The organism is Flavobacterium enshiense (assembly GCF_040750275.1).
Lineage (GTDB): Bacteria > Bacteroidota > Bacteroidia > Flavobacteriales > Flavobacteriaceae > Flavobacterium > Flavobacterium enshiense_B.
The window spans coordinates 298830-324373 of sequence record NZ_JBDOCV010000005.1 but is presented as its reverse complement, the minus strand read 5'-3'; the positions used below and the strand labels follow the sequence as shown (position 1 = coordinate 324373).

Annotated in this window: 26 protein-coding genes; 19 read left to right on the top strand and 7 right to left on the bottom strand. The window is 41.5% G+C overall.

All coding sequences use genetic code 11. The annotated features are described in order from the left end of the window. Position 1: 1 nt before the first annotated feature. From ABGT15_RS10655 to ABGT15_RS10585, 15 genes are all read left to right on the top strand, one after another. Positions 2-553: an NADH-quinone oxidoreductase subunit B gene (locus ABGT15_RS10655; protein ID WP_367231406.1), complete on the top strand. Its 552-nt coding sequence runs from the start codon at positions 2-4 to the stop codon at positions 551-553. Between the two features lies 1 nt (position 554). Beyond that, positions 555-1076, top strand: a complete 522-nt coding sequence (locus ABGT15_RS10650) for an NADH-quinone oxidoreductase subunit C (RefSeq protein WP_367231405.1) — start codon at positions 555-557, stop codon at positions 1074-1076. A 24-nt stretch (positions 1077-1100) separates the two neighbouring features. After that, the gene (locus ABGT15_RS10645) at positions 1101-2336 is read left to right on the top strand and encodes an NADH-quinone oxidoreductase subunit D (protein WP_367231404.1); all 1236 of its coding nucleotides are present in this window, start codon (positions 1101-1103) and stop codon (positions 2334-2336) included. 5 nt (positions 2337-2341) lie between these two features. Beyond that, positions 2342-2872 (top strand): NADH-quinone oxidoreductase subunit NuoE family protein, encoded by a 531-nt coding sequence (locus ABGT15_RS10640; RefSeq protein ID WP_367231403.1) that lies wholly within the window; start codon positions 2342-2344, stop codon positions 2870-2872. 4 nt (positions 2873-2876) lie between these two features. After that, complete coding sequence (gene nuoF, locus ABGT15_RS10635) at positions 2877-4244, top strand: NADH-quinone oxidoreductase subunit NuoF (RefSeq protein ID WP_367231402.1); 1368 nt, start codon at positions 2877-2879, stop codon at positions 4242-4244. A gap of 49 nt (positions 4245-4293) precedes the next feature. Beyond that, positions 4294-5322: a 2Fe-2S iron-sulfur cluster-binding protein gene (locus ABGT15_RS10630; protein WP_367231401.1), complete on the top strand. Its 1029-nt coding sequence runs from the start codon at positions 4294-4296 to the stop codon at positions 5320-5322. Positions 5323-5325: 3 nt separating this feature from the next. Beyond that, positions 5326-6375, top strand: coding sequence for an NADH-quinone oxidoreductase subunit NuoH (gene nuoH / locus ABGT15_RS10625; RefSeq protein ID WP_367231400.1), 1050 nt, complete (start codon positions 5326-5328; stop codon positions 6373-6375). Positions 6376-6385: 10 nt separating this feature from the next. Next, positions 6386-6928 carry an NADH-quinone oxidoreductase subunit NuoI gene (nuoI, locus tag ABGT15_RS10620; RefSeq protein WP_367231399.1) on the top strand — a complete coding sequence of 181 codons (543 nt, stop codon included), beginning with the start codon at positions 6386-6388 and terminating at the stop codon, positions 6926-6928. Between the two features lie 8 nt (positions 6929-6936). Next, entirely contained in the window at positions 6937-7449 is a 513-nt protein-coding gene (locus tag ABGT15_RS10615) for an NADH-quinone oxidoreductase subunit J family protein (RefSeq protein ID WP_367231640.1), read from the top strand. 1 nt (position 7450) lies between these two features. Next, positions 7451-7771, top strand: coding sequence for an NADH-quinone oxidoreductase subunit NuoK (nuoK, locus tag ABGT15_RS10610; protein WP_026980101.1), 321 nt, complete (start codon positions 7451-7453; stop codon positions 7769-7771). 6 nt (positions 7772-7777) lie between these two features. Continuing rightward, positions 7778-9658: an NADH-quinone oxidoreductase subunit L gene (gene nuoL, locus ABGT15_RS10605; protein ID WP_367231398.1), complete on the top strand. Its 1881-nt coding sequence runs from the start codon at positions 7778-7780 to the stop codon at positions 9656-9658. A gap of 10 nt (positions 9659-9668) precedes the next feature. Continuing rightward, positions 9669-11102: a complex I subunit 4 family protein gene (locus tag ABGT15_RS10600; protein ID WP_367231397.1), complete on the top strand. Its 1434-nt coding sequence runs from the start codon at positions 9669-9671 to the stop codon at positions 11100-11102. Positions 11103-11116: 14 nt separating this feature from the next. Continuing rightward, complete coding sequence (locus tag ABGT15_RS10595; protein WP_367231396.1) at positions 11117-12484, top strand: NADH-quinone oxidoreductase subunit N; 1368 nt, start codon at positions 11117-11119, stop codon at positions 12482-12484. Positions 12485-12562: 78 nt separating this feature from the next. Beyond that, entirely contained in the window at positions 12563-13825 is a 1263-nt protein-coding gene (locus ABGT15_RS10590) for a Y-family DNA polymerase (protein WP_367231395.1), read from the top strand. Further along, entirely contained in the window at positions 13819-14256 is a 438-nt protein-coding gene (locus tag ABGT15_RS10585) for a LexA family protein (RefSeq protein WP_367231394.1), read from the top strand. Before ABGT15_RS10590 ends, ABGT15_RS10585 begins: the two co-directional genes overlap by 7 nt. On the opposite strand, the gene ABGT15_RS10580 is transcribed toward ABGT15_RS10585, so the two are convergent. From ABGT15_RS10580 to ABGT15_RS10555, 6 genes are read right to left on the bottom strand one after another with little or no spacing between them, the layout of a single operon-like run. Beyond that, positions 14253-14606, bottom strand: a complete 354-nt coding sequence (locus ABGT15_RS10580; protein ID WP_367231393.1) for a hypothetical protein — start codon at positions 14604-14606, stop codon at positions 14253-14255. The two genes, ABGT15_RS10585 and ABGT15_RS10580, sit on opposite strands and share 4 nt — an antisense overlap. Positions 14607-14662: 56 nt before the next feature. Beyond that, a complete protein-coding gene (locus ABGT15_RS10575) occupies positions 14663-15919 on the bottom strand; it encodes an MFS transporter (protein WP_367231392.1) in 1257 nt (418 codons plus the stop codon). Further along, complete coding sequence (gene recJ / locus ABGT15_RS10570; RefSeq protein WP_367231391.1) at positions 15912-17606, bottom strand: single-stranded-DNA-specific exonuclease RecJ; 1695 nt, start codon at positions 17604-17606, stop codon at positions 15912-15914. The genes ABGT15_RS10575 and recJ overlap by 8 nt, the downstream gene beginning before the upstream one ends. Before the next feature lie 48 nt (positions 17607-17654). Then, positions 17655-18080: an OsmC family protein gene (locus ABGT15_RS10565; protein WP_367231390.1), complete on the bottom strand. Its 426-nt coding sequence runs from the start codon at positions 18078-18080 to the stop codon at positions 17655-17657. Between the two features lie 12 nt (positions 18081-18092). Further along, positions 18093-18770, bottom strand: coding sequence for a 16S rRNA (cytidine(1402)-2'-O)-methyltransferase (gene rsmI, locus ABGT15_RS10560; protein ID WP_367231389.1), 678 nt, complete (start codon positions 18768-18770; stop codon positions 18093-18095). Beyond that, a complete protein-coding gene (locus tag ABGT15_RS10555) occupies positions 18771-19754 on the bottom strand; it encodes a hypothetical protein (protein ID WP_367231388.1) in 984 nt (327 codons plus the stop codon). 100 nt (positions 19755-19854) lie between these two features. On the opposite strand from ABGT15_RS10555, the gene ABGT15_RS10550 reads away from it, so the two are divergent. From ABGT15_RS10550 to ABGT15_RS10535, 4 genes are all read left to right on the top strand, one after another. Further along, positions 19855-20484, top strand: coding sequence for a thymidine kinase (locus ABGT15_RS10550; protein WP_367231387.1), 630 nt, complete (start codon positions 19855-19857; stop codon positions 20482-20484). Positions 20485-20487: 3 nt separating this feature from the next. Beyond that, entirely contained in the window at positions 20488-22923 is a 2436-nt protein-coding gene (locus ABGT15_RS10545; protein WP_367231386.1) for a bifunctional UDP-N-acetylmuramoyl-tripeptide:D-alanyl-D-alanine ligase/alanine racemase, read from the top strand. Positions 22924-23007: 84 nt separating this feature from the next. Beyond that, positions 23008-23421 (top strand): large conductance mechanosensitive channel protein MscL, encoded by a 414-nt coding sequence (gene mscL, locus ABGT15_RS10540; protein WP_367231385.1) that lies wholly within the window; start codon positions 23008-23010, stop codon positions 23419-23421. A gap of 155 nt (positions 23422-23576) precedes the next feature. Beyond that, positions 23577-24566: an aspartate-semialdehyde dehydrogenase gene (locus ABGT15_RS10535; protein ID WP_367231384.1), complete on the top strand. Its 990-nt coding sequence runs from the start codon at positions 23577-23579 to the stop codon at positions 24564-24566. Between the two features lie 71 nt (positions 24567-24637). On the opposite strand, the gene ABGT15_RS10530 is transcribed toward ABGT15_RS10535, so the two are convergent. Further along, positions 24638-25276 (bottom strand): hypothetical protein, encoded by a 639-nt coding sequence (locus tag ABGT15_RS10530; RefSeq protein ID WP_367231383.1) that lies wholly within the window; start codon positions 25274-25276, stop codon positions 24638-24640. Between the last annotated feature and the right edge of the window lie 268 nt (positions 25277-25544).

The following is a 25544-nucleotide window of genomic DNA, read 5'->3' as shown; positions in this document are numbered from 1 at the left end:
AATGAGCGATTCATCAAAATATACTACGGTAGATGCTCCGGATGGTTATGCCGGGGAAGGTTTTTTTGCTACCAAATTAAGCGATGTGGTAGGATTGGCAAGAGCCAATTCATTATGGCCACTACCTTTTGCCACCTCTTGTTGCGGTATTGAATTCATGGCTACTATGGCCTCACATTATGATGTGGCCCGTTTCGGATCGGAACGTATGAGTTTCTCACCGCGTCAAGCTGATATGCTTTTAGTAATGGGAACCATCTCAAAAAAAATGGCTCCAATTCTTCGTCAAGTATACGAGCAAATGTCAGAACCCCGTTGGGTTATCGCTGTAGGAGCTTGCGCTTCTTCAGGAGGTGTTTTCGACACCTACTCCGTACTACAGGGTATTGACAAAGTGATTCCGGTAGACGTTTACGTACCTGGCTGTCCACCAAGACCTGAACAAATCTTGGACGGTATCATGAAATTACAGGAAATTGTGAAAAGTGAATCCGTACGCAGAAGAAGTTCCGACGAATACAAAGATTTATTAGGTTCTTATAACATCAAGTAAAATGGCTTTAGAAACCTCAGTAATACAAAACAAACTAATTGAAAACTTCGGATTAAACGTATCCGATTTTGTTCAAATCCATGATATTTTAACTTTTGAAGTAGCACCGGATGCTATCTTGGAAATCATGAAATTTTTAAGAGACGATGCTACCCTACGTTTTAACTTCCTTACCGATGTTTGCGGGATTCATTATCCGGAATACGACAAAAACCGTCAGTTTGCCGTGGTATACCACATGCACAATTGGGTAGACAATGTTCGTATCCGCATCAAATGTTACTTAAACGGAGACAATCCGGAAATCGACTCGGTTACTCCTTTATTCCTAGGTGCTAACTGGATGGAAAGAGAAACGTATGACTTTTACGGCATCATCTTCAAAGGACATCCTCAGTTAAAACGCATTTTAAACATGGACGAAATGACCGTGTTCCCGATGCGCAAAGAATTCCCGTTGGAAGACGGCGGAAGAACCGACAAAGACGATCGTTTCTTCGGAAGAACCAAACAAAATTGCTAATAGTAACCTGAAATAACAACCCAAATGTCAGATCTATTATTAACGCCGGAAACCCGATTCGCCAAAGAAATCGAAAAAAGAAGAAACGAAGACGGAAGCGAACTTTCGGTTTTGAATCTTGGGCCAACGCACCCGGCTACCCACGGAATTTTCCAGAACATCCTATTAATGGACGGAGAGCGTATCGTTGACGGCGAAGGAACCGTTGGGTATATTCACCGTGCATTTGAAAAAATTGCTGAAAACCGACCTTTCTACCAAATCACGGTTTTAACCGACCGCATGAACTACTGTTCTGCACCGATTAACAATATGTGTTGGTGGATGACTTTGGAAAAAGCCTTAAACATTGAAGTACCGAAACGCGTACAGTACATGCGAGTGATCGTAATGGAATTAGCGCGTATCGCCGACCATATCATCTGTAACTCCGTATTGGGAGTAGATACCGGAGCGTTAACCGGATTCTTATACGTGTTCCAGTTCCGTGAAAAAATCTATGAGATTTATGAGGAAATCTGTGGTGCGCGTTTAACGACTAACATGGGCCGTATAGGTGGTTTCGAAAGAGACTGGAGCCCGGAAGTTTGGAAAAAAATTGACGCTTTCCTAGAAGAATTCCCTCCTATCTGGCAGGAATTCGAAAATCTTTTAACGCGAAACCGAATTTTCATGGATCGTACCATTAACGTGGGACCGATTTCAGCAGAAAAAGCGATGAGCTATGGATTTACAGGCCCTAACTTACGTGCTGCCGGAATCGACTACGACGTACGTGTAATGCAACCGTATTCTTCCTACGAAGATTTCGACTTTAATGTTCCCGTAGGAAAATCAGGAGATACTTATGACCGTTTCTGTGTGCGTAATGCAGAGGTTTGGGAAAGTTTGAGCATTATCAAACAAGCTTTGGCTAAACTACCGGAAGGGCCATACCATGCTGATGTCCCGGAATACTATTTACCTCCGAAAGAGGACGTATATTCAACTATGGAATCGCTAATCTGGCACTTTAAAATTGTGATGGGTGAAGTACCGGTTCCTTTAACCGAAGTATACCATGCGGTAGAGGGCGGTAACGGAGAATTAGGATTTTATTTAATTACCGACGGAAGCCGTACCCCATATCGACTACATTTCAGAAGACCTTGTTTTATATATTATCAGGCATTTAACGATATGGTACGCGGACAAATGTTATCCGATGCCATTGCGACCTTATCGAGTTTGAACGTTATCGCCGGAGAATTAGACGCTTAATGATTATGGAAAAATATATCTACAAACAGGATATCAATATTACTCCCGAATTAATGATTCGCATCAACGAACTGATCAGTCATTATCCGGAAGACAAAAGAAAATCGGCTTTATTGCCTGTACTTCATGAAGTTCAGGATGCTCACGACAACTGGTTGAGCTACGAACTGCAAGACAAAGTGGCCGAAATCCTGAACATCCAACCGATTGAAGTATATGAAGTGGTGTCGTTTTATACCATGTTCAACCAGAAACCGATCGGAAAATACATGTTCGAGTTCTGCCGCACTTCCTGTTGTGCCACACGCGGAGTGGAAGATTTAATGGATTACACCTGCAACAAATTAGGCATCAAAGAAGGCGAAACTACCGTTGACGGTATGTTCACCGTAGTAGGTGTGGAATGTTTGGGCGCTTGTGGTTATGCCCCTATGATGCAAATTGGGGATTTCTACCACGAGAATTTAAACCAGGAAAAAGTAGACCAGTTAATCACCGACTGCAGAGCCGGTAAAATAACGTTACACGATAAATAATACCATGGGACAAAAGATATTATTAGACAAGATTAATATTCCGGGTATCAAAACCTACGAGGTATATCGTCAAAACGGCGGATATGCATCTGTGGAAAAAGCGTTGAAACAAATGACACCGGACGAAGTAACCGAAGAAGTAAAAACTTCAGGCTTACGCGGACGTGGTGGCGCAGGATTCCCTACAGGATTGAAATGGAGTTTCATCGACAAAAAATCAGGAAAACCAAGACACTTAGTATGTAACGCCGACGAATCCGAACCGGGTACGTTCAAAGACCGTTACTTAATGGAATACATTCCGCATTTGCTAATCGAGGGTATGATTACCTCAAGTTATGCTTTAGGAGCAAACTTGTCGTACATCTACATCCGCGGTGAGTACATGTGGGTTTACAAAATTCTGGAAAGAGCCATTAAAGAAGCGTATGCTGCAGGCTGGTTAGGAAAAAACATCTTAGGAAGCGGTTTCGATTTAGATTTACACGTGCATTGTGGTGCCGGAGCTTACATCTGCGGTGAAGAAACCGCATTAATCGAATCCCTGGAAGGAAAAAGAGGAAATCCAAGAATCAAACCGCCATTCCCGGCTGTAAGTGGTTTATGGGCAAATCCAACCGTAGTAAACAACGTAGAATCCATTGCAGCAGTGCCTTGGATCGTATTGAACTCCGGAGAAGAATATACTAAAATAGGAATCGGGCGTTCCACTGGAACCAAATTGATTTCCGCATCAGGACACATTAAAAACCCGGGCGTTTATGAAATCGAATTGGGATTATCCGTAGACGAATTCATGAATTCCGATGAATATTTAGGAGGAATGTTAAACGACAGACCGTTAAAGGCATTAGTACCGGGTGGTTCGTCGGTGCCGATTCTTCCTGCAAATTTAATCTTCAAAACCGCCAACGGAGAAGACCGTCTAATGACGTATGAATCGTTATCCGACGGAGGTTTCGCTACAGGTTCCATGCTAGGTTCCGGAGGTTTCATTGTGTACAACGACACCACTTGTATCGTTCGCAACACTTGGAATTTCTCCCGTTTCTACCACCATGAATCGTGTGGGCAATGTACCCCGTGTCGTGAAGGAACCGGTTGGTTGGAGAAAATCTTACACCGTATCGAAAACGGTCACGGGCGTGAGGAGGATATCGAACTGTTGTGGAGCATTCAGAGCAAAATCGAAGGAAACACGATCTGTCCATTAGGGGATGCGGCTTCCTGGCCGGTTGCTGCGGCGATTCGTCACTTCAGAGAAGAATTCGAATACCACGTTCGTTTCCCGGAAAAAGTAAAAAACAGAGACCATTTTGTGCACGAACCTTTTGAAAAAGTACGTCACTTAGTTGGAAAAACAATAGTATAACCCAAGTCGAAAGTTGAAAAAGTAATTTTTCGCTTTAAACAAAAGAAATATGAAAGTAACAATAGACGGTCAGGAAATACACGTAGAACCGGGGACCACCATCCTGCAGGCTGCGCGAATGATTGGAGGCGAGTCCGTACCGCCGGCGATGTGCTACTATTCCAAATTACAGGGAAGCGGTGGAAAATGTCGTTGTTGTTTGGTGGAAGTATCGAAAGGTAGTGATGCCAACCCTACTCCTATGCCAAAATTGGTTGCCTCTTGCGTAACCGGTGTGATGGATGGAATGGAAGTGAACAGTAAAAATTCCGCCCGTGTGGAAGAAGCGAGAAAATCGGTTACCGAATTCTTATTGATCAACCACCCATTGGATTGCCCAGTATGTGATCAGGCTGGAGAATGTGATTTGCAGAATTTGAGTTTCCAGCACGGAAAATCCGAAACGCGTTTCATCGAAGAGAAAAGAACTTTTGAACCGGAAGATATTGGTCCAAACATTCAATTGCACATGAACCGTTGCATCTTATGTCAACGTTGCGTCTTGACGGCCGATCAATTAACAGACGGACGTGTTCACGGAGTAATCAGTCGTGGAGATCATGCTCAAATCTCTACTTGTTTGTCCAAAGCGATTGACAACGAATTCTCCGGAAACATGATCGATGTATGTCCGGTAGGAGCTTTAACCGATAAAACCTTCCGATTCAAATCCAGAGTCTGGTTCAACAAACCGTATAACGCACACAGAGATTGTGACAAATGTTGCGGAAAAACCACGGTTTGGATGTTCGGAAACGAAATTCAACGGGTAACGGCTCGTAAAGACGAATTCCATGAAGTAGAAGAATTCATCTGTAACACTTGTCGTTTCGATAAAAAAGATGTGAACGATTGGGTAATCGAAGGACCTCGTAAATTCGAAAAATTCTCGGTTATCAACAGAAATAATTATGCTTTGCATGCACCAAAAGTGGAAATCCAAACGGAAAAACACATTTTGGAAGGTCGCGAGCAAGATCAAAAACGCATCAGTATGGTGGAAGTTCCGGAAAACGGCAATGGTAATTCAAATTCATAAGACATGGACAGCGCACTTATCATAGAAAAAGGAATTTTCATCCTAGCGATTTTCGCGATAACCATGTTTATGGCGATGTATTCTACCCTTGCAGAACGTAAAATTGCTGCTTGGTTACAGGATCGTATCGGACCAAACCGTGCCGGAAAAGGTGGAATCTTACAGCCACTTGCCGACGGTTTAAAATTATTTGCCAAAGAAGAGTTCATGCCAAGTACTCAAAACAGCTTCTTGTTTGTCTTAGGACCCGCAATTTCGATGTCAATGGCGTTAATGACCAGCGCTGTTATTCCTTGGGGTGACAAACTGGAAATTGCAGGCAGAACTGTTATTCTTCAAGCTACAGATATTGATGTAGCGATGTTATACATTTTCGCGGTATTATCCGTTGGAATTTATGGCATCATGATTGGAGGTTGGGCTTCCAACAATAAATTCTCGTTAATGAGTGCCATGCGTGCTTCTTCCCAAATGATTTCATATGAAGTTGCCATGGGATTAGCCATCATCGCTTTAATTATGGCTACCGGAACCTTAAGTGTACGCGAAATCGCGGCGCAACAATCCGGTTTCTGGAACGACGGTTGGTTTACCTGGAACGTATTCAAACACCCGGTAAGTTTCCTAATCTTCTTGGTATGTTCCTTTGCCGAAACCAACAGAACACCTTTCGACTTAGCGGAATGTGAGGCGGAATTGATCGGGGGGCACCATACGGAATATTCTTCCATGAAAATGGGCTTCTATTTATTCGGGGAATATGCCTCGATGTTTATCTCCTCGGCTATTTTATCGATTTTATACTTTGGAGCCTACAATTATCCTGGATTCCAGTGGGCTGTAGAGAATTGGGGTGTGAATGTGGCAAACACTTTAGGAATTGTAGCCTTGTTCATGAAAATCTGCTTCTTCATCTTCTTTTATATGTGGATTCGTTGGACCTTACCGCGTTTTCGCTACGACCAGTTGATGAATTTAGGATGGAAAATGTTGATTCCGTTAGCCATTGCTAACATTGTGATTACGGGATTGGTTATTGTACTAACCCAATAAAACTGAAAACATGTCATTAGATACCATTTCATTATCAGGAAAGAAAAAAGAGGTTTCCAACAAGAAGATGACCTTCCTGGAAAGCCTTTATCTGGTTGCGATCTTCAAGGGATTGATGATTACCATCCGTCACTTGTTCAAACGAAAAGTAACCATTAAATATCCGGAACAAAAACGTCCGTTAAGCCCGGTTTACCGTGGACAGCACATGTTGAAACGCGACGAATTCGGAAGGGAGAACTGTACCGCCTGTGGTATGTGTGCCGTGGCCTGTCCTGCAGAAGCCATCACCATGAAAGCGGCGGAAAGAAAACCGGAGGAAAAATTATTGTACCGCGAGGAAAAATATGCCGAAATCTACGAAATCAACATGTTGCGTTGTATTTTCTGTGGTTTGTGTGAGGAAGCGTGTCCAAAAGATGCGATTTATTTAACCGAAACCAAAGTAATGGTAGCCTCGGCAAGTAACCGTGAAGATTTCATCTACGGAAAAGACAAATTAGTGATGCCACTAGATGAAGCAATGAAGAACCGTCAAAAACAGCTAAGTTAATTATGGGAATGGGAGAAATTATTTTTTACGCTTTAGCCACGATTACCCTTGGAACTGCTTTATTGACGATTTTCAGCAGAAACCCAATTCACAGTGCGCTGTCTTTGGTGGTGTGTTTCTTTTCCATCGCCGGACATTATTTATTACTGAACGCTCAGTTTTTAGCCATCGTACACATCATCGTCTATTCGGGGGCCATCATGATTTTGATGTTATTCACCATCATGTTGATGAACCTGAACAAGGACGACGAATCGCATAAACCGATCGCCGCTAAAATTGCCGCCACCATTGCGTTCTGCTTGGTTGGATTGGTATTGTTGGCTGGTTTGTTAAGAACCAAACCTGTTGTAGAAAGTTATTACTACTCTGGAGAGGATTTCCAGTCGATTAAAGTGCTTGGAAAAGTATTGTTGAACGAATATATGGTACCGTTTGAATTTGCTTCCGTGTTGTTATTGGTAGCGATGATCGGAGCGGTATTGATATCCAAAAAAGATAAAGAAAAAAGCCTGAAATAATATGGAAACAATTTTAAAAGAAATTGGGGTAGAAACCTATTTGTACCTCTCCGCCTTATTATTCAGCATAGGCGTTTTCGGAATACTACTAAGAAGAAATGCGATTGTCATGTTCATGTCGATTGAGATTATGCTGAACGCCGTAAACATGATGTTAGTGGCTTTCTCAACCTACCACCAAGATGCCTCGGGACAAGTGTTCGTTTTCTTCTCGATGGCAGTAGCAGCTGCTGAAGTAGCGGTTGGGTTAGCGATTTTGGTTTCGATTTTCAGAAACCATGGATCGGTAGATATTGATAATTTAAAGAATTTAAAAGGATAAGCCCAAATGGAGACCAGTTTAGTTTTACTCTTATTGTTGGCCCCGTTTGTTGGGTTTTTATCTAATGTCTTTTTAGGAAAGCAATTCGGCAGAACAGGTTCCGGTGTTTTGGGAACTTTGGCTGTTGTAGCTTCTTTTATTGCTACGGTTATTTTCTTCCTGCAGGTGAATACCACCAAAGAACCGATCAACATTCCTTTGTTCGATTGGATTGCGATGGGGAAATTCAGCATTGGTTTTGACATTTTATTGGATCAGTTATCGTTGTTATGGTTGTTATTCGTTACAGGGATCGGTTCGTTGATTCACCTGTATTCGATCAGCTATATGCACGAAGATGAGAATACACACAAGTTCTTCTCCTATCTAAACCTATTCATCTTCTTTATGATCATGTTGGTAGTGGGAAGCAATTTACTGATCATGTTCATCGGATGGGAAGGTGTTGGATTGTGCTCGTACTTGTTAATCGGTTTCTGGTACAAAAACCAAGACTATAACGACGCGGCGAAAAAAGCCTTCATCATGAACCGTATCGGGGATTTAGGTTTCCTTATCGGAATCTTCATCATCGGATACTTGTTCAACTCCCTTGATTTCACGACTATTAAAGATGCTATTATTGCCGGAAAAGGAACAACCGATATGGCTTTGATAGCAACAGCAGCACTTTGTTTGTTCATTGGAGCTTCGGGTAAATCAGCACAGATTCCATTGTATACCTGGCTTCCGGATGCGATGGCAGGACCTACTCCGGTTTCCGCCTTGATCCACGCAGCAACGATGGTAACCGCAGGGATCTTCATGATTACCCGTTTAAACTTCTTGTTTGAATTAGCACCGGATGTAAAAATGGTCATTGCCGTAGTAGGAGTATTTACTGCTTTGGTGGCGGCTGCGATTGGTCTGGTTCAAAACGATATCAAAAAAGTACTGGCGTATTCTACCGTTTCCCAGTTAGGTTTAATGTTCTTAGCATTAGGTTTAGGTGCCTACGAAGTAGCGGTATTCCACGTAATTACACATGCTTTTTTCAAAGCGTGTTTGTTCTTGGGATCAGGATCGGTAATCCATGCTTTACATGGTGAACAAGACATGCGCAATATGGGTGGTTTACGCAAAGTGATGCCAATTACCTTTATTACGATGTTGGTTTCCACTTTAGCCATTTCCGGAATCTTCCCTTTTGCGGGTTTCTGGTCAAAAGATGAAATTTTACTGACAGCGTTCCACGGTAATACAGCTTTATGGGTTTTAGGCTCTATTGCTTCGATCATGACCGCTTTTTATATGTTCCGTTTGATGTTCTTAACGTTCTTCGGAGAGTTCAGAGGTACGGAAGAACAAAAACACCATTTACACGAAAGTCCTGCTTTAATTACGGTTCCTTTAATCGTTTTGGGTGCTTTGGCAGTAGTTGGAGGTGCGATTAATTTACCGGGAAGCAACTGGTTAAACCATTATTTGGCACCGCTTTTCAAAGGACATGAAGCCCATCATTTGGATAACACCGCTTATATGTTGATGGGAATTGCAACCGTAGGAGCTTTGATCGGAATCGGTATCGCTTACAGCATGTACATCAGCAAAAAACAAGTTCCGGAAGCGGACGAAAAAACGCAAGGTTTACACAAAGTATTGGCCAATAAATTTTATTTGGATGAAATCTACATGGCGGTTATCGTAAAACCGATTTACGCTTTGGCGAAATTCTCCCGTGATTATATCGAGAAAGGACTTTCCAGTGTAGTATTTGGCTTTGGAACCGTAGCCGATGGCCTCGCCTTGCAAGGTAAAAAATTACAGAATGGGAACATCGGTTTCTATCTGTTCGCCTTCGTGTTTGGACTTTGTTCGATAGTGTATTATTTATTCTTTGTACGATAATCTCATAAAAATGGACGTAACTCTATTACTCATACTTTTATTCATCGGAGCACTGGCAACGTTTTTTTCAGGAAATGCGATTGCTTCCAAAGTAGCCTTATTTTTCAGCGTGGCGGCTTTGGGTGTTTCACTGGCCCTTTTAAATCAGTTTACACAAGGTACCGATATCGGTTTTTCGGCACAATGGATCAAGAACCCTAATGTATTGTTTGCCTTAAAAGCGGATGGTTTATCCATAGCAATGGTCTTGTTGACCACGGCTTTAACACCATTGATTGTGCTTTCCGGCTTCGGAAACAACTTCAACAATGCTAAAAACTTTTACGCCTTAGTATTGTTCATGGCTTTTGCAATGATTGGTACTTTCTTGGCATCGGACGGATTTGTATACTACATCTTCTGGGAACTTTCGTTGATTCCGATTTATTTCATCGCCTTAATTTGGGGGAATGGAGATGCGGAAGAACGTAAAAAAGCAGTCATCAAATTCTTCATCTATACGTTCGCAGGATCGTTGTTCATGTTGGCAGCGTTCATTTACCTGTACCAAAAAGCCGGATGTTTCAAATGGGACGTATTGGTAGGATTGGATTTATCGGCTACAGAACAGTTCTGGATTTTCCTGGCTTTCTTCTTGGCGTATGCGATCAAAATTCCTTTGATTCCGTTCCACACCTGGCAGGCAAATGTATACCAAAAAGCACCGACCATCGGAACCATGTTGTTATCCGGTATCATGCTGAAAATGGGATTGTACTCTGTACTGCGTTGGCAATTACCGCTTGCACCAAACGCTGCAAAAGAATTGCAATATGTAATCATAGGAATGGCGCTTGCGGGTGTAATTTACGGTTCCATTGTCGCTTTAAAACAAAAAGACTTAAAGAAACTTTTGGCGTATTCTTCCCTAGCTCACGTTGGTTTGATTGCTGCTGGATCTTATGCCTTAAACATGGACGGTTTACGCGGAGCCGTTTTACAAATGATTGCGCACGGTTTTGTAATCGTTGGTTTGTTCTTCGCTGCAGAAGTAATTTACAGACGCTATGAAACAAGAACCATCAGTGAAATGGGCGGTATCCGTCAGCAGACGCCGAAATTTGCTTCCATGTTCATGATTTTGGTATTGGCTTCGGTAGCTTTACCGGGAACGTTTAACTTCGTTGGGGAATTCACTGTATTGTACAGTTTATTTACAGAAAATATGGCGTTCGCCGTTTTGGGTGGAACGACGATTATATTAGGAGCCTTCTATATGTTAAGAATGTTCCAGCACGTAATGTTGGGCGAAACCAATACAAAGGTTTTTGCGGATGTTACCGTATCGGAAGGTATTGTGTTTGTAGCCATCATCGGTTTCTTATTGTTCTTCGGATTGTACCCGAAACCGATTATCGAATTCATTACCCCGAGCATTCAGGAAATTTTAGTTCACGTTAAATAATTTAGACCTACAGAATGAATACTTTAATAGCAATTGCAGCTTTAGGCGTTATTGTCCTTCTAGCTGAAATTTTCAACTTAAGAAAAGCCATTATTCCTGTAACGATTGCAGGTTTGATTGCAACTTTAGGTCTAACGGTAAACGAGTTCGGCGTAAACGAAAGCCACTTTAACAACATGATTAAAGTGAACAATTTTACAGTAACTTTTTCAAGTTTGTTTATTGTTTTGACCATTTTTCTAGTCACTTTGAGCTCGAATTTCTATCAGGACCGTGCTTCTAAAATATCCGATTTCGTTTCCATCAAATTGTTCTTGTTAGCAGGAGCGGTTTCTATGGTATCGTTTGGAAACTTGGCGATGTTCTTTTTAGGAATTGAAGTCTTGTCTATTGCCTTATATATTTTAGCAGGAAGTGACCGTTTAAATATCAGAAGCAACGAATCGGGTATGAAATACTTCCTGATGGGATCGTTTGCTTCCGGAATCATCCTTTTCGGAATCGCCTTGATTTATGGTGCCGTAGGATCGTTCGATATGGACATGATTTACGAAGCCTCTAATTCGGCTACTACGGTTGACTGGTTCTATATCGGGGTTTCCATGATTACGGTGGGGATGTTGTTCAAAATTGCCACCGTTCCGTTCCATTTCTGGGCACCGGACGTATACGAAGGAGCACCGGCTTTGACTACTGCAACGATGAGTACGTTAGCCAAAGTGACCGCTATGGCAACCTTCTTCAAATTGAACATGGCGATGAACGGAAACATGAAATTCGAATACGAATTGGTGATTGTAATTGTGGCGATTGCTTCGATGACCGTGGGTAACATTATGGCCTTACGTCAGAACAACATCAAAAGAATGCTAGCATTTTCGGGTATTTCCCACGCCGGTTTCATGTTGATGGCCTTATTGAATTTACAAAACGCCACCGGAAGTTTATTCTACTACACGGCAGCTTACGGTTTAGCCGGTATCGCAGCGTTTACCGTAATCTTATACGTTTGTAAAGGAAAAGACAACGAAAATATCGAAAACTTTAACGGTTTAGGAAAAAGAAGCCCTTTAATGGCCGCTATCCTTACCGCTTCGTTACTATCGATGGCCGGTATTCCGATTTTCTCCGGATTCTTCGCAAAATTCTTCTTGTTAAACCAAGTATTACAAGCCGGTTGGTTAATTTTAGTGATTGCCGGGGTAATCAATTCGATGTTAGCAGTATACTACTACTTCAAGGTGATTAGCGCCATGTACACTAAAGAAGCGACGGAAGAAGCCACTAAAGTTCCGTTCGAATTTTATATCGTAGCGGTTGTAGCGATGGGCTTGAACATTGCAATTGGTCTTTTCCCATCTTGTCTGATGGATTTATTCTAAAAGAAAAACAAATTATCATAGAAAAGGCTGTTCATAAATTTGAGCAGCCTTTTTTCATTTTCTCCGTACCTTTACGTCATGTATGCTTTAGTCGATTGCAATAATTTTTATGCTTCCTGTGAGCGTGTCTTTCAACCGCAGTTTGTGGGCAAACCGATTGTGGTTTTGTCTAACAATGATGGTTGCATCATTTCGCGCAGTGAAGAAGCAAAAGCATTAGGCATCCCCATGGGTGCACCGGAATTTCAGGTTCGGGAGCAATTGAAAAAGCATGACATTCTCGTTTTTTCTTCCAATTACACCTTGTATGGCGACCTCAGCGGACGCGTGATGAACATCCTAAAACAATTTACGCCCAACGTGGAAGATTACAGCATCGATGAAGCCTTTTTGGATTTTGAAGGTGTTCCGATAGACAACTATCACACGTACGGATTGGACATTCGAAAACGCCTTCTCAAATGGTTAGGACTTCCGGTTTGCGTCGGCATTGCGCCTACCAAAACACTGGCAAAACTCGCCAATCGGATTGCCAAAAAATTCCCTGAAAAAACTTTAGGTACGCACGTAATTGACACCGAAGAAAAACGAATCAAAGCCTTAAAATGGGCAAAAATTGAAGATGTTTGGGGCATCGGGTATCGGTTATCCAAAAAAATGAAAGCCCGAAAAATCCATACCGCTCACGATTTTATCCAACCTGAGAACGAAGCCTGGATTACAACCACTATGGGCGTTTTAGGCAAACGCATGCTCAGTGAACTGAAAGGAATTCCTGTTTTGGATTTGGAAGAAATCTTGGAAACCAAAAAAAGCATCGCCATCACCCGAAGTTTTAAAACGAAACTAACACGATTAGACGATTTGAAGGAACGCGTTTCCACTTTTGCCACGGTATGCGCCGAAAAATTGCGGAAACAAAATTCCTGCTGTTATAGTGTAAATGTGTTTTTAGCCAAAGATCCGCATAAAACAACGGGAAGAACCTATTTCAGCCGAACCGAAACACTACCATTTGCTACGAATTCCAATCTAACCATCAGTCAATTAGCGATAGAGATGCTGGAAAAACTCTACGAACCGAATCAGGTCTATATGAAAGCCGGTGTAATTGTCACGCAAATTATTCCGCAAAATCAAAAGCAGTTTCATTTGTTTGAAGAGGAAAATCCAAAACATCAAAAACTCATGGAAACGATAGACTTGTATCATGCCAAAATCGGACAACGTAAAATCCGACTGGGCAATCAGGATTTGCAACATACCTGGATCATGAACCAAAATTTTCTTTCCAAAAATTATACTACTGATATTAAAGACATCATCACCGTAAAATGTTAAACGACGAAACCAAAATAACCGTTTTTCAGCCCGAGGAAAACTCCCCTTCGGAAATACCTTTTGTGAGCAGTGGGATCAAAGCCGGTTTTCCTTCGCCAGCCGCGGATTTTGACGGGACGAAAATCAGTCTGGATCACATCGTCGTAAAACATAAAGACGCTACGTTTTATGCTAAAGCCAGTGGAAATTCGATGATTGGTGCCGGAATTAACGATGGTGATATTTTGGTAATTGATCGAAGTTTGGAACCTACGCACAACAAAATTGCCGTATGTTTTATCGACGGAGAATTTACCGTAAAACGTATTCAGATTGAAAAAGACTGTATCTATTTGGTACCGGAAAACAGCAACTATGAACCCATAAAAGTGACGGAAGACAACGAGCTGATCATCTGGGGCATTGTTACGTATGTTTTGAAAAGTCTTTAGTTTTTACAGATGTCGTTCAAGTACGAATTTAATTGCATCTGAAATAAAGTGCCTTCTACCAGATCCTTAATCTGAAGCGCTTCCGCTGCGGAAACGGCCAGTTCTAAACCTTCGAAAGGCGTTCGTAACAAATAGCGTTGGCAACGATTTTTAAGTTCACAATCCGAACAACAGATTTTATCACAAGTTGTGTCTACTTCTTTAGAGAATTTCATTAAATCGCTAGTGGACAGGTATAAACCCGTTTCCTTGAAAACCAACTGTACTTTTTCCTCCAGTACTTTCCCGTCTTTTTTCCAAAAGAATGCGACGCCTAAATCGTTGTGGTAAACTTCTTGTAACTGCTGCATGACCTTTGATTTTCATCAAAGATACAAATTATTTAAAATGATTCTAAATTAAATGATTATGTTTCCAAATCTTTTTCAATATTGAGATCTCGGAATTTCGGAGAAGTTACAGCCATAGTACCCGCTATAATCAACGTCATCACACCACCGAATACAACGGCTGGTACAACGCCCATCAATTTGGAAGTTAAACCGCTTTCAAAAGCTCCCAACTCATTGGAGGAACCTACAAAAATGGAATTAACCGAAGCCACACGGCCCCGCATATGATCCGGTGTATAAATCTGAAGAATGGTTTGACGAATCACTACGGAAATCCCATCGGTCACTCCACTCAAAAACAAAGCGACTACCGAAATCCAAAAGTTGGTCGATAACCCGAAAACTATAATACAAATGCCGAAACCAAAAACTGCAAACAACAATTTTTTGCCCGCGTTATGGTTTAACGGCATGGAAGTCGCTACTAACATCGTAATCAAACCGCCAATCGCCGGAGCTGCCCGTAAAATTCCAAAGCCTTCCGACCCTACTTTTAAAATATCCTGCGCAAAAACCGGCAACAAGGCTACGGCTCCACCAAAAAGCACGGCAAACATGTCTAAGGAAATGGCGTTCAAAATGGTTTTATTCTGAAAGACAAAAGAGATCCCTTCTTTTAAACTTTTGGTGATTGGTTCCCCAATTTTAGGATTCAAGATCGGCTTGGATTCAATTTGTGTTAAAATCAATAAACCGAATACCAAACAGCTTACGACAAAAATCATCGACCAGAAAACGCCAATCCAACCAATGGCAAAACCCGCCAAAGCCGGCCCGAAAACCGCAGCAATCTGCCAAGTGGAACTGCTCCAAGTGGCGGCGTTGGCGTATTCTTTCTTCGGCACAATCAAGCCTAACAAGCTGAAAACCGAAGGAATAATGAAGGCACGGACGATTCCTCCCAAAAAAACCAAACCATAAATGCCGTACAAAACCCATTCTTTAGAAAGTAAAGATGTTATTTCCGATTTCACCAGCAAACACATCAAAGTACTTATCAATGTTAATCCGGTAAGGCATTTTAAAAGCAGAGCACGTTTTTCACTTTGGTCGACGATATGTCCGGCAAACAGAGCCATGGAAATCGCCGGAATCACTTCCATTAAACCGATTAAACCCAACGACCACGGATCTTTGGTGATGCTGTAAACCTCCCATTCAATCAGGACGAACTGCATCGACCAAGCCAAAACCATCGCCAACCGCATGGCCAAAAACCACCGGAATTCTTTAATTCTAAGCGATGAAAATGGATCTTTTTTCTTAGTCATTTTTAATATCTCTGATGCGCAACTGCAGGGAAACTGTTCCGTTCCATTCGTTTTCCTCTACAGAAAAGGCTGCTGCGAAACTTTGTTTATTTGCTACCAGTTCCTTTTTAATTCCCAAGCCAAAACCAATGGCGTTAAAACTATCCGAATCGGATTGTTTCACATATAATTTCAGATGCTCTTCATCGGCACCTATCTTTTTTGCATAACCGGTATCTGTCAAATCTCCCGTAAGGAAAATTGGGGTCATGTTTTGCGGTCCGAAGGGTTCAAACTGCTTGAGTATTCTGAAAAACTTCGGATTGATATCAGACAATTTCACCTCAGCATCAATCGAAATTTCCGGCGTTAACATATCCGGATGGATGGTTTCGGACACAACGCGCTCGAAAGCATCTTTAAATTTTTCGTAATTTTCTTCTTTCAACGTCATGCCGGCTGCATACATATGTCCTCCGAATTGTTCCAAATGTTCAGAACAGGCTTCGAGGGCATTGTACACATCAAAATTTTTCACGGAACGTGCCGATGCTGCTAATTTATCACCGCTTTTAGTAAACACCAATGTCGGTCTATAATAGGTTTCCGTTAAACGGGATGCCACAATTCCGATGACACCTTTGTGCCAGTCCTCCTGATACACCACCGTGGTATAACGCTCTTCTTCTTTATTTTCAAGGATTTGCTGTAAAGCCTGCTCGGTAATTTCTTTGTCGAAAGCACGTCGGTCGGCATTGAAGGTTTCAATTTGGGCCGCAAATGCTGATGCCTGTTCCAAATCGAATTCCGTCAACAGCTCTACGGCGTAATTGCCGTGTTTGATACGTCCGGCCGCGTTAATTCGTGGCGCTATTACAAACACTACATCGGTAATGGTCAACGTTTGTCGCTTCAGATTTTGAATTAAAGCCTTAATCCCCGGGCGCGGATTGGTATTGATTACTTCCAAACCAAATTTTGCCAGTACACGATTTTCTCCGGTAATCGGAACAATATCGGCAGCAATCGCCGTTGCCACTAAATCCAGATACGGAATTAAATCTTCAATAGTTTCATTTCGATTTTGGGCCAAAGCCTGAATCAATTTGAAGCCGACACCACAACCGCATAATTCATCATACGGATAACTGCAATCGTCTCTTTTTGGATCTAAAACCGCAACTGCATCCGGTAACGTATCGCCCGGACGGTGGTGGTCGCATATGATAAAATCGATATTTTTGGCTTTGGCATACGCTACATGATCGATGGATTTAACCCCGCAATCGAGCGCGATGATTAAAGTAATACCATTGTCTTCTGCGTAGTCAATTCCCTGATAGGAAACACCATACCCTTCGTTATAACGGTCCGGGATGTAGGTATCGACATTCGGGTAAAAACTTTTCAGGTAGGACGACATTAAGGAAACTGCTGTGGTTCCATCAACATCGTAATCGCCGAAAACTAATATATTTTCTCCGTTAGCTATTGCTTTTTCAATACGTTCAACCGCTTTGTCCATATCTTTCATCAGATACGGATCGTGCAAATCTTCTAAACTCGGTCGGAAAAACTGACGGGCTTCGTCGAAAGTAGTGATACCGCGTTGCACAAGTAATTTTGCAATTAGGGTGTCTATGTTTAATTCTGCGGCTAAGCTTGCTACAGTTTCAGGATTCGGTTCGGGTTTTAATGTCCAGCGCATATATTCTTGATTTTGGTTGATAAAAAATTTTTTGTTTTGGCTTTTAGTTTATTGATGATGATACTGTATTTTGATTTCGATTTTGGTAAACTGTCGAAACATTTCCATCACCCCACAGTATTTCTCTACCGAAAGATTGACGGCGCGTTCGAGTTTTTTCTCGTCCAGATTACTGCCGTAGAAATGGTAATCCAATTGAACGGTATGATAGGTTTTCGGATGTTCTTCTGTCAGATGGCCTTCGGTGTCGATTCTGAAATCGGCTACGTCCAGCTTCATTTTCTCAATTAAGGATGCTACATCCAAACCAGTACAGCCTGCTAATGCAGACAACATTAACGCTTTCGGACGAAAGCCTTTTCCTTCGCCTCCGTTCTCCGGTCCGGCGTCAATTTGCATGACATCACCACTCGGATTGGTGGAATCGAATTGCATTTTTCCTTGCCAGGTTGCTGTTATTTTATGTGTGTCCATTGTCAATTCAAATTATTTTGCGGGCTTTCCGGCTACAATTACCACGATTTCACCTTTGGGTGGTTTGGCTTCAAAATGTTGCAGCACTTCTTCGGCGGTTCCGCGTACGGTTTCCTCGTGTAATTTTGACAACTCCCTTGATACGGAAACTTGTCGGTCGGCACCGAAATACTGCATAAACTCGGCTAACGTTTTTACCAACTTATGCGGAGAAACGTATAAAATCATCGTACGGGTTTCTTCGGCTAAAGCCAAATAACGGGTTTGACGGCCTTTTTTATCGGGAAGAAAACCTTCGAATACAAATTTATCATTGGGCAATCCGCTGTTTACAAGTGCGGGTACAAAAGCCGTAGCGCCCGGCAAACATTCTACTTCAACGCCGTTTTCCACACAAGCTCTGGTCAATAAAAAACCGGGATCAGAAATGGCAGGTGTTCCGGCATCGGAAATCAACGCAATATTTTCACCGGCCTGCAAACGACGGACAATCCCTTCCACGGTTTTGTGTTCGTTGTGCATATGGTGGCTGTGCATTTGCGTGGCAATCTCAAAATGTTTGAGTAATTTTCCACTGTTGCGCGTGTCTTCGGCTAGGATCAAATCGACTTCCTTCAAGACTTTTATCGCCCGAAAGGTCATGTCTTCCAAGTTTCCGATGGGTGTTGGTACTAAATATAATTTTCCCATCTAGGCAAATTTTTTCTCGACCAATTCCATAAAACGCTCCGCAAATTCGTCTTTTCCTTTCCAATTGTTGTAATCGGGTTTTACCAAATCTTCGATAAAGCTTTTGGCTTCGTCCATTGTATTAAAGGTATTCAATTGGGAAATAACACGATTCAAATCTTCGCCGCTGCCATCAAACAAGTATTTTTCAAACGTGATTCTGTCGTTCAAACCAAGCGTTATGGTTTTGCTGAATTTATCATTCAAATTTAACGACGTCGCTTTGTAATCTTCTTTCTCTTTCGTAATTTCGGCCTTGATCGCTTCCAAAGGTTTTTCTTCCTTCGGTGTTTCAGCGATTATTTCAGCATTGGATGCTTCAGCAACAGGTTCTTCGGCTTTTTCGAAAACAATATCGGCTGCCTTTTCTACTTCGGCTGGCACATCGTCTACTTTTACGAATTCCGGTTCTTTATAGGAATCCCCTAACAAATCTTCGAACGAGATTTGCTGTGGTTCATTTTTCTTTTCGGCTACAGTTTCTTCTTCTTCTGTTTGAGCAACTACCGGTTCGAAAAGCGGTTCGATAATTTCTTCTTGAGGTTCTTCAACCGCAACAACAGGTTCCTCCTCATCAAGTTCGCTTTCGTCAATTTCCACCTGTCCTACCAGGATTTTTTCTTCCTCCACAGGCAATTCTTCGGTAGTTAATTCCGGAGTCGTTACTTCTTCCTGAACTATTTCCTCAGCCACCTCTTCCTTAGCTTTTGGTTCCTCCACAACTACTGCCTTCTCCTCATAAGCAATTTCTATTTTATCCTCGAGTTCCTCATGAGTCAGTGTGGGCTTTAAAGCTTCGAAATTTTCTTCGTAAAAACGCAAAATCGATAATTTCTCATACAATTTTTGTGCTTCCTGATGCAGTAAAACCACATCTTCCTTTCCTTTTAACTTTAAAATTCGGTGCGCAATACTGATTAATTCGGCTTCTAATTTTTTCTTCATAACTTTTGGATTTATATGGAGTAAAGCAAGTTGATTTTATTATTTTTGTTTCAGTACAAATCTAAACAGAAATAACTTCTGTTGCACTGAAAATTACAAAATGTTTCTCGAAAATACGGTAAATCATAAAGAACAATTTGGATGGATTGAAGTGATCTGCGGCTCGATGTTTTCGGGGAAGACCGAAGAACTGATCCGCAGGCTGAAACGGGCACAGTTCGCCAAACAAAAAGTGGAAATTTTCAAGCCCGCCATCGATACCCGTTATCACGACGAGATGGTAGTTTCGCACGATTCCAACGAAATTCGCTCTACTCCGGTTCCTGCTGCGGCCAACATCCGCATTTTGGCACAAGGCTGTGATGTGGTAGGGATTGATGAGGCGCAATTTTTTGATGATGAAATAGTTTCCATTTGCAACGATTTGGCCAATTCCGGCATCCGTGTGATTGTGGCCGGACTGGATATGGATTTTAAAGGCAACCCTTTTGGACCGATGCCCGCACTTATGGCCACCGCCGAATACGTTACCAAAGTACACGCCGTATGTACCCGCACCGGAAACTTAGCCAATTACAGCTTCCGAAAAGCGCAAAGCAACAGTTTGGTATTACTAGGGGAAACCGAAGAATACGAACCGCTGAGCCGAGCCGCTTACTTCAATGCCATGAAAGAACAGGCGGAGAGAGAAGAAAACAACCATTCGAAAACCAAAAACAACCCAGCATAAGTTTTGAGTTTACCCATACAAAATATCATCCCGGTCATTCACGCCAAATGGTTCGGGTACGATGAATCGTGCTTTATTGACAACGTTTCCATCGACAGCCGTTCGTTACAAAACAATAACGGAACGCTATTTTTTGCCCTGATTGGACACCATCACGACGGACATCAATACCTATCGGAATTAATTGAAAAAGGCGTTCAGAATTTCGTAGTGCTCCACATTCCGGAAAAACTTACTGACAAAGCCAATTTCCTTGTCGTGAAAAACACCTTGGAAGCTTTACAGGAATTCGCGGCTTTTTACCGTCAGCAATTCGATTTTCCTATTATCGGGATTACCGGAAGCAACGGCAAAACCATCGTAAAAGAATGGTTGAATTTCTTACTCAGCCCCGAATACAACATCATCCGAAGCCCAAAAAGTTACAACTCGCAAGTTGGAGTCCCGCTTTCGGTAATCGGAATCAATGAAAAACACAATTTAGGCATTTTTGAAGCTGGGATTTCCTTAGTGGGCGAAATGGAAAAACTCGGCAAGATCATCCAACCAACTTTGGGCGTTTTGACCAATATCGGTTCGGCGCACAATGAAGGCTTTGCTTCCGAAGAAGAAAAAATAAAGCAGAAACTCAAACTTTTTGACAAAGCGCCGGTAGTCATCCTTCAGAAAAACGAAAAGATTGAAGCCTTTCTAAACCCGGAAACCAAAGCCTTTACCTGGAGTTGTGACGATGCTTCCGCAGCGGTGCTAATCGTTAAAAAATCAGCTTCGACTTTCGAGATCAGGCATAAAAACGAAACCTTTTCGATAACCATTCCGTTTCACGATAAAGCCTCCGAAGAGAATACCATCACCTGCTTAATGGTACTGTTGTATTTCGGTTACGACTCCAAAACGATTCAGGAACGCCTTGCCAACTTATATCCGGTGGAAATGCGTTTGCAGGTAAAAAACGGCATCAACCATTGTACCATTATCGACGACAGTTACAGTTCCGATTACCAGTCGCTTAAAATCGCGCTGGATTTTCTGGAGCAGCACAAAACCCATAAAAAGAAAACAGTCATTCTTTCCGATATTTTCCAAAGCGGATTTTCGGCCGAAGAACTGTACTCGAAAGTCGCTAAACTTTTAAAAAACAACCATATTGAACGCGTTTTCGGAATTGGCGACAACATTTCAACCCATTTAAAAGACTATCCAAATTTTATTTCGTTTGCCACAACTCAGGAATTTGTAACGCATTTTAATGCCCATGAATTTGAATATGAAACGATACTGATTAAAGGAGCGCGGAGTTTCCAATTTGAGGAAATTGTAGTGCTTCTGGAAGAGAAAACCCATGAAACGGTTTTGGAAATCAATTTAAATGCGATCAGTCATAACCTGAATTTCTACAAATCGAAACTGAAATCCTCCACCAAAATGATGGTTATGGTGAAAGCTTTCGGTTATGGCAGTGGCAGTTTTGAAATCGCAAAATTATTGGCGCATCATAAAATTGATTATTTGGGTGTAGCTTTCGCCGATGAAGGAATTGCACTCCGCAACGCTGGAATCACCGTGCCGATTATCGTAATGAATCCCGAAAACAGTGCCTTTGCCGCCATGATTGCCTACAACTTGGAACCGGAAATTTATTCGGCTTCGGTTTTGAAAAAGTTCATCGCTTTAGCACAACAGAAGAATCTGTACAACTATCCGATCCACATAAAACTCGACACTGGTATGCATCGTTTGGGGTTTGAAGAAAAAGACTTAGGAGAACTCCTCGGTGTACTAAAAAACAACAATTTGGTAGCGGTAAAAAGTATCTTCTCTCATTTTTCCGCAAGTGATGATTTGCATTATAAAGATTTTACAATGTATCAGATACACACCTTTGATGCAATGTCACAAAAAATCATGTCGGAATTAAACATCAATCCGATAAGACACATACTAAACACTTCGGGAATTTTCAATTTTGCTGAGTATCAATTTGACATGGTACGTTTGGGAATTGGCTTATACGGTGTTGGCAATGACCCCGAAGAAATGCAGCAACTGGAAAACGTAGGTACTTTAAAAACCATTATCCTTCAGATAAAAGAGATTGCCGTTGGCGAAAGCGTGGGCTACAGCCGAAAATTTATGGCTACAAAACCTACACGAACTGCCACTATTCCCATTGGTTATGCCGATGGCATCCCGAGAAGCTGGGGCAATGAAAAGGGTTATGTGATGGTGAATCATCAGAAAGCCAGAATCGTGGGCAACATCTGTATGGATATGTTAATGATCGACGTGACCGACATCCCATGTGAAGAAGGCGACACGGTAATCGTTTTTGGAAAAGTACCGCGTGTGACCGAATTGGCAACAGTGGTCGGCACGATTCCGTATGAAATTTTAACCAGCATTTCCCATCGGGTAAAACGTGTTTTTTACAAGGAATAAATCACTTTTTGTTGAAAAACTCAAATTGTAAACCAAATTTTACTACTTTAGTGTGAAACGAATTTTTAACTAAAATCATATTCTATGGGATTTTTTGGAGATTTTAAAGCCTCTTTAATGAAAGGCGACGTATTAAGTTTAGCAACTGCCGTTGTAATTGGTGGGGCATTTGGTAAGATTGTCGGTTCTGCAGTAGACGATGTAATTATGCCTATCGTAGGTTTACTTACAGGAGGAATCGATTTTACCCAAAAATTCATTACACTGGATGGCAACAGCTATGAAACTTTAGCAAAAGCAAAAGAAGCAGGAGCCGCAGTAATCACTTATGGTAATTTGGTTCAGGCTATTATTAATTTCGTAATTATTTCATTCTTTATTTTTGTAGTCTTAAGAGCTGCAGAAAAAGCAAAGAAAAAAGAAGAAGTTGTTGCAGCACCAGCCGGCCCAACTCAAGAGGAATTATTAACTCAAATCCGAGATTTACTTAAAAAATAATCCGCTACGCTCATATTCTAACCTAAACCGTCTAAAGAGGCGGTTTTTTTTATCTTAAAATAATTCTTGTGATTTTTTACTGTTAGCACTTTTTAACAAACGTTTTGTGTTAATTTTGCAGCTCTAAATAACTCTAATAAAACACACTAAGTAAAATGAAAGTAGCCGTTGTAGGAGCCACCGGAATGGTAGGCGAAGTAATGCTTCAGGTTTTAACCGAAAGAAATTTTCCAGTAACCGAATTAATTCCAGTAGCTTCCGAAAAATCGGTTGGCAAGGAAATCGATTTCAAAGGAAAGAAGTTTAAGGTGGTAAGCATGCAAACGGCTATCGACATGCGTCCTGAAATCGCTGTTTTCTCAGCAGGCGGCGACACTTCTAAAGAATGGGCTCCGAAATTTGCCGAAGCCGGTACAACCGTAATTGACAACTCATCGGCATGGAGAATGGATCCGACCAAAAAATTAGTCGTTCCGGAAATCAATGCTTCGGTTTTAACCAAAGACGATAAAATTATTGCCAATCCAAACTGTTCCACTATTCAAATGGTGATGGCCTTGGCACCACTTCATAAAAAATACGATATCAAAAGAATTATTGTTTCCACTTACCAGTCGATCACAGGAACTGGAGTGAAAGCGGTTCGCCAGTTAGAAAACGAATATGCAGGTGTTCAGGGTGAGATGGCTTATAAATATCCAATTCACCGCAATGCGATTCCACAATGTGATGTTTTCGAGGACAACGGCTACACCAAAGAAGAGATGAAATTGGTTCGTGAAACCCAAAAAATCCTGGAAGACAAAACCATCGCGGTGACAGCTACAGCGGTTCGAGTTCCGGTTGTTGGTGGCCATAGTGAAGCCGTTAATGTGGAATTTGAAAACGATTTTGAAGTGAGCGAAGTACGTTCCATTCTTCATAATACATCAGGGATTACGGTTCAGGATAATATCGACACCTTCACGTACCCGATGCCTTTGTATGCAGAAGGCAAAAACGATGTATTTGTTGGAAGAATCCGTCGCGATGAAAGCCAGCCAAACACTTTAAATATGTGGATTGTAGCTGACAATTTAAGAAAAGGCGCAGCCACCAACGCGGTTCAGATTGCCGAATATTTAGTAGCGAATAATCTGGTGTAATTTCCCTTATAAACCAAATAAAAAAGAGAGCTTAATATGCTCTCTTTTTTATATCTTCTATTTTTTAACGATTAGTCAAACTCAATATAATTTAACTTGTATTGACCGTTAGTTAACACAATAACATCTGACGGATTACTTTCGTTATACAACTTACAAGATACCGTACCTGTTACGGTTTGAGTTTTTAAACCTCCTTCTGTTCCTGATGTTGAAGAAGTATAAGCAACTGTACTACCAGTTTGATCTCCGCTAAGAGACGAATATCTTGTACCGTCTGTCGATTCATAATGAACATAAACTCCTTTAACCCCGTCATTCTCCTGAGCCATGGTTACAAAATTCGTTGGTAACGCAGTAAGCGCAAATGCATCATAAAAACCTGCTGTTTCTGCACTGTAATCGGCTGTAGTAATTAAACCTGTAAAAGTCAAATCAATTTGCGGATAAAATTCGATGCTGGTTGTAGGTCTCATAACACATCCGTAATAAAACGCTCTGTCAAAACCATTCATAGAAAATCCATTTGAATAACCGTATTCATGAGTGGATGATGCAGTGTAACTAGTTTGCGAATAATTTAAGGCTTCTCCGTTTAATGACGCTCTAAAATAAGCAATCTCGTTAGACGGTGCTGGTTGTGCTGAATCTTCATCATTGCTGCAAGAAAATAAAGAAACCGACAACAACAATAGTAGTACTTTTTTCATGTTTTTTAGATTTGTTTTTTTTTACAAAAGTAAACTTTTCTTTTAAAAAACACTTCTCACTAGTTAAATTTAAAGACTGCATTTCCTGTCTTCTTTTTTAAAGAACAACTTCACTTATTTTCTTTTTATATCTTTGCCAAAGAATGACTAAAAAACTGCAAAATATAAGCCTCTCACTACTGATTAGCATATTGTTCGCAATATTGTTCCAATCGGCACACTCCTTTGAGCATTTAGTCAAGCAGTTAACTGAAAAACATTGCGATCA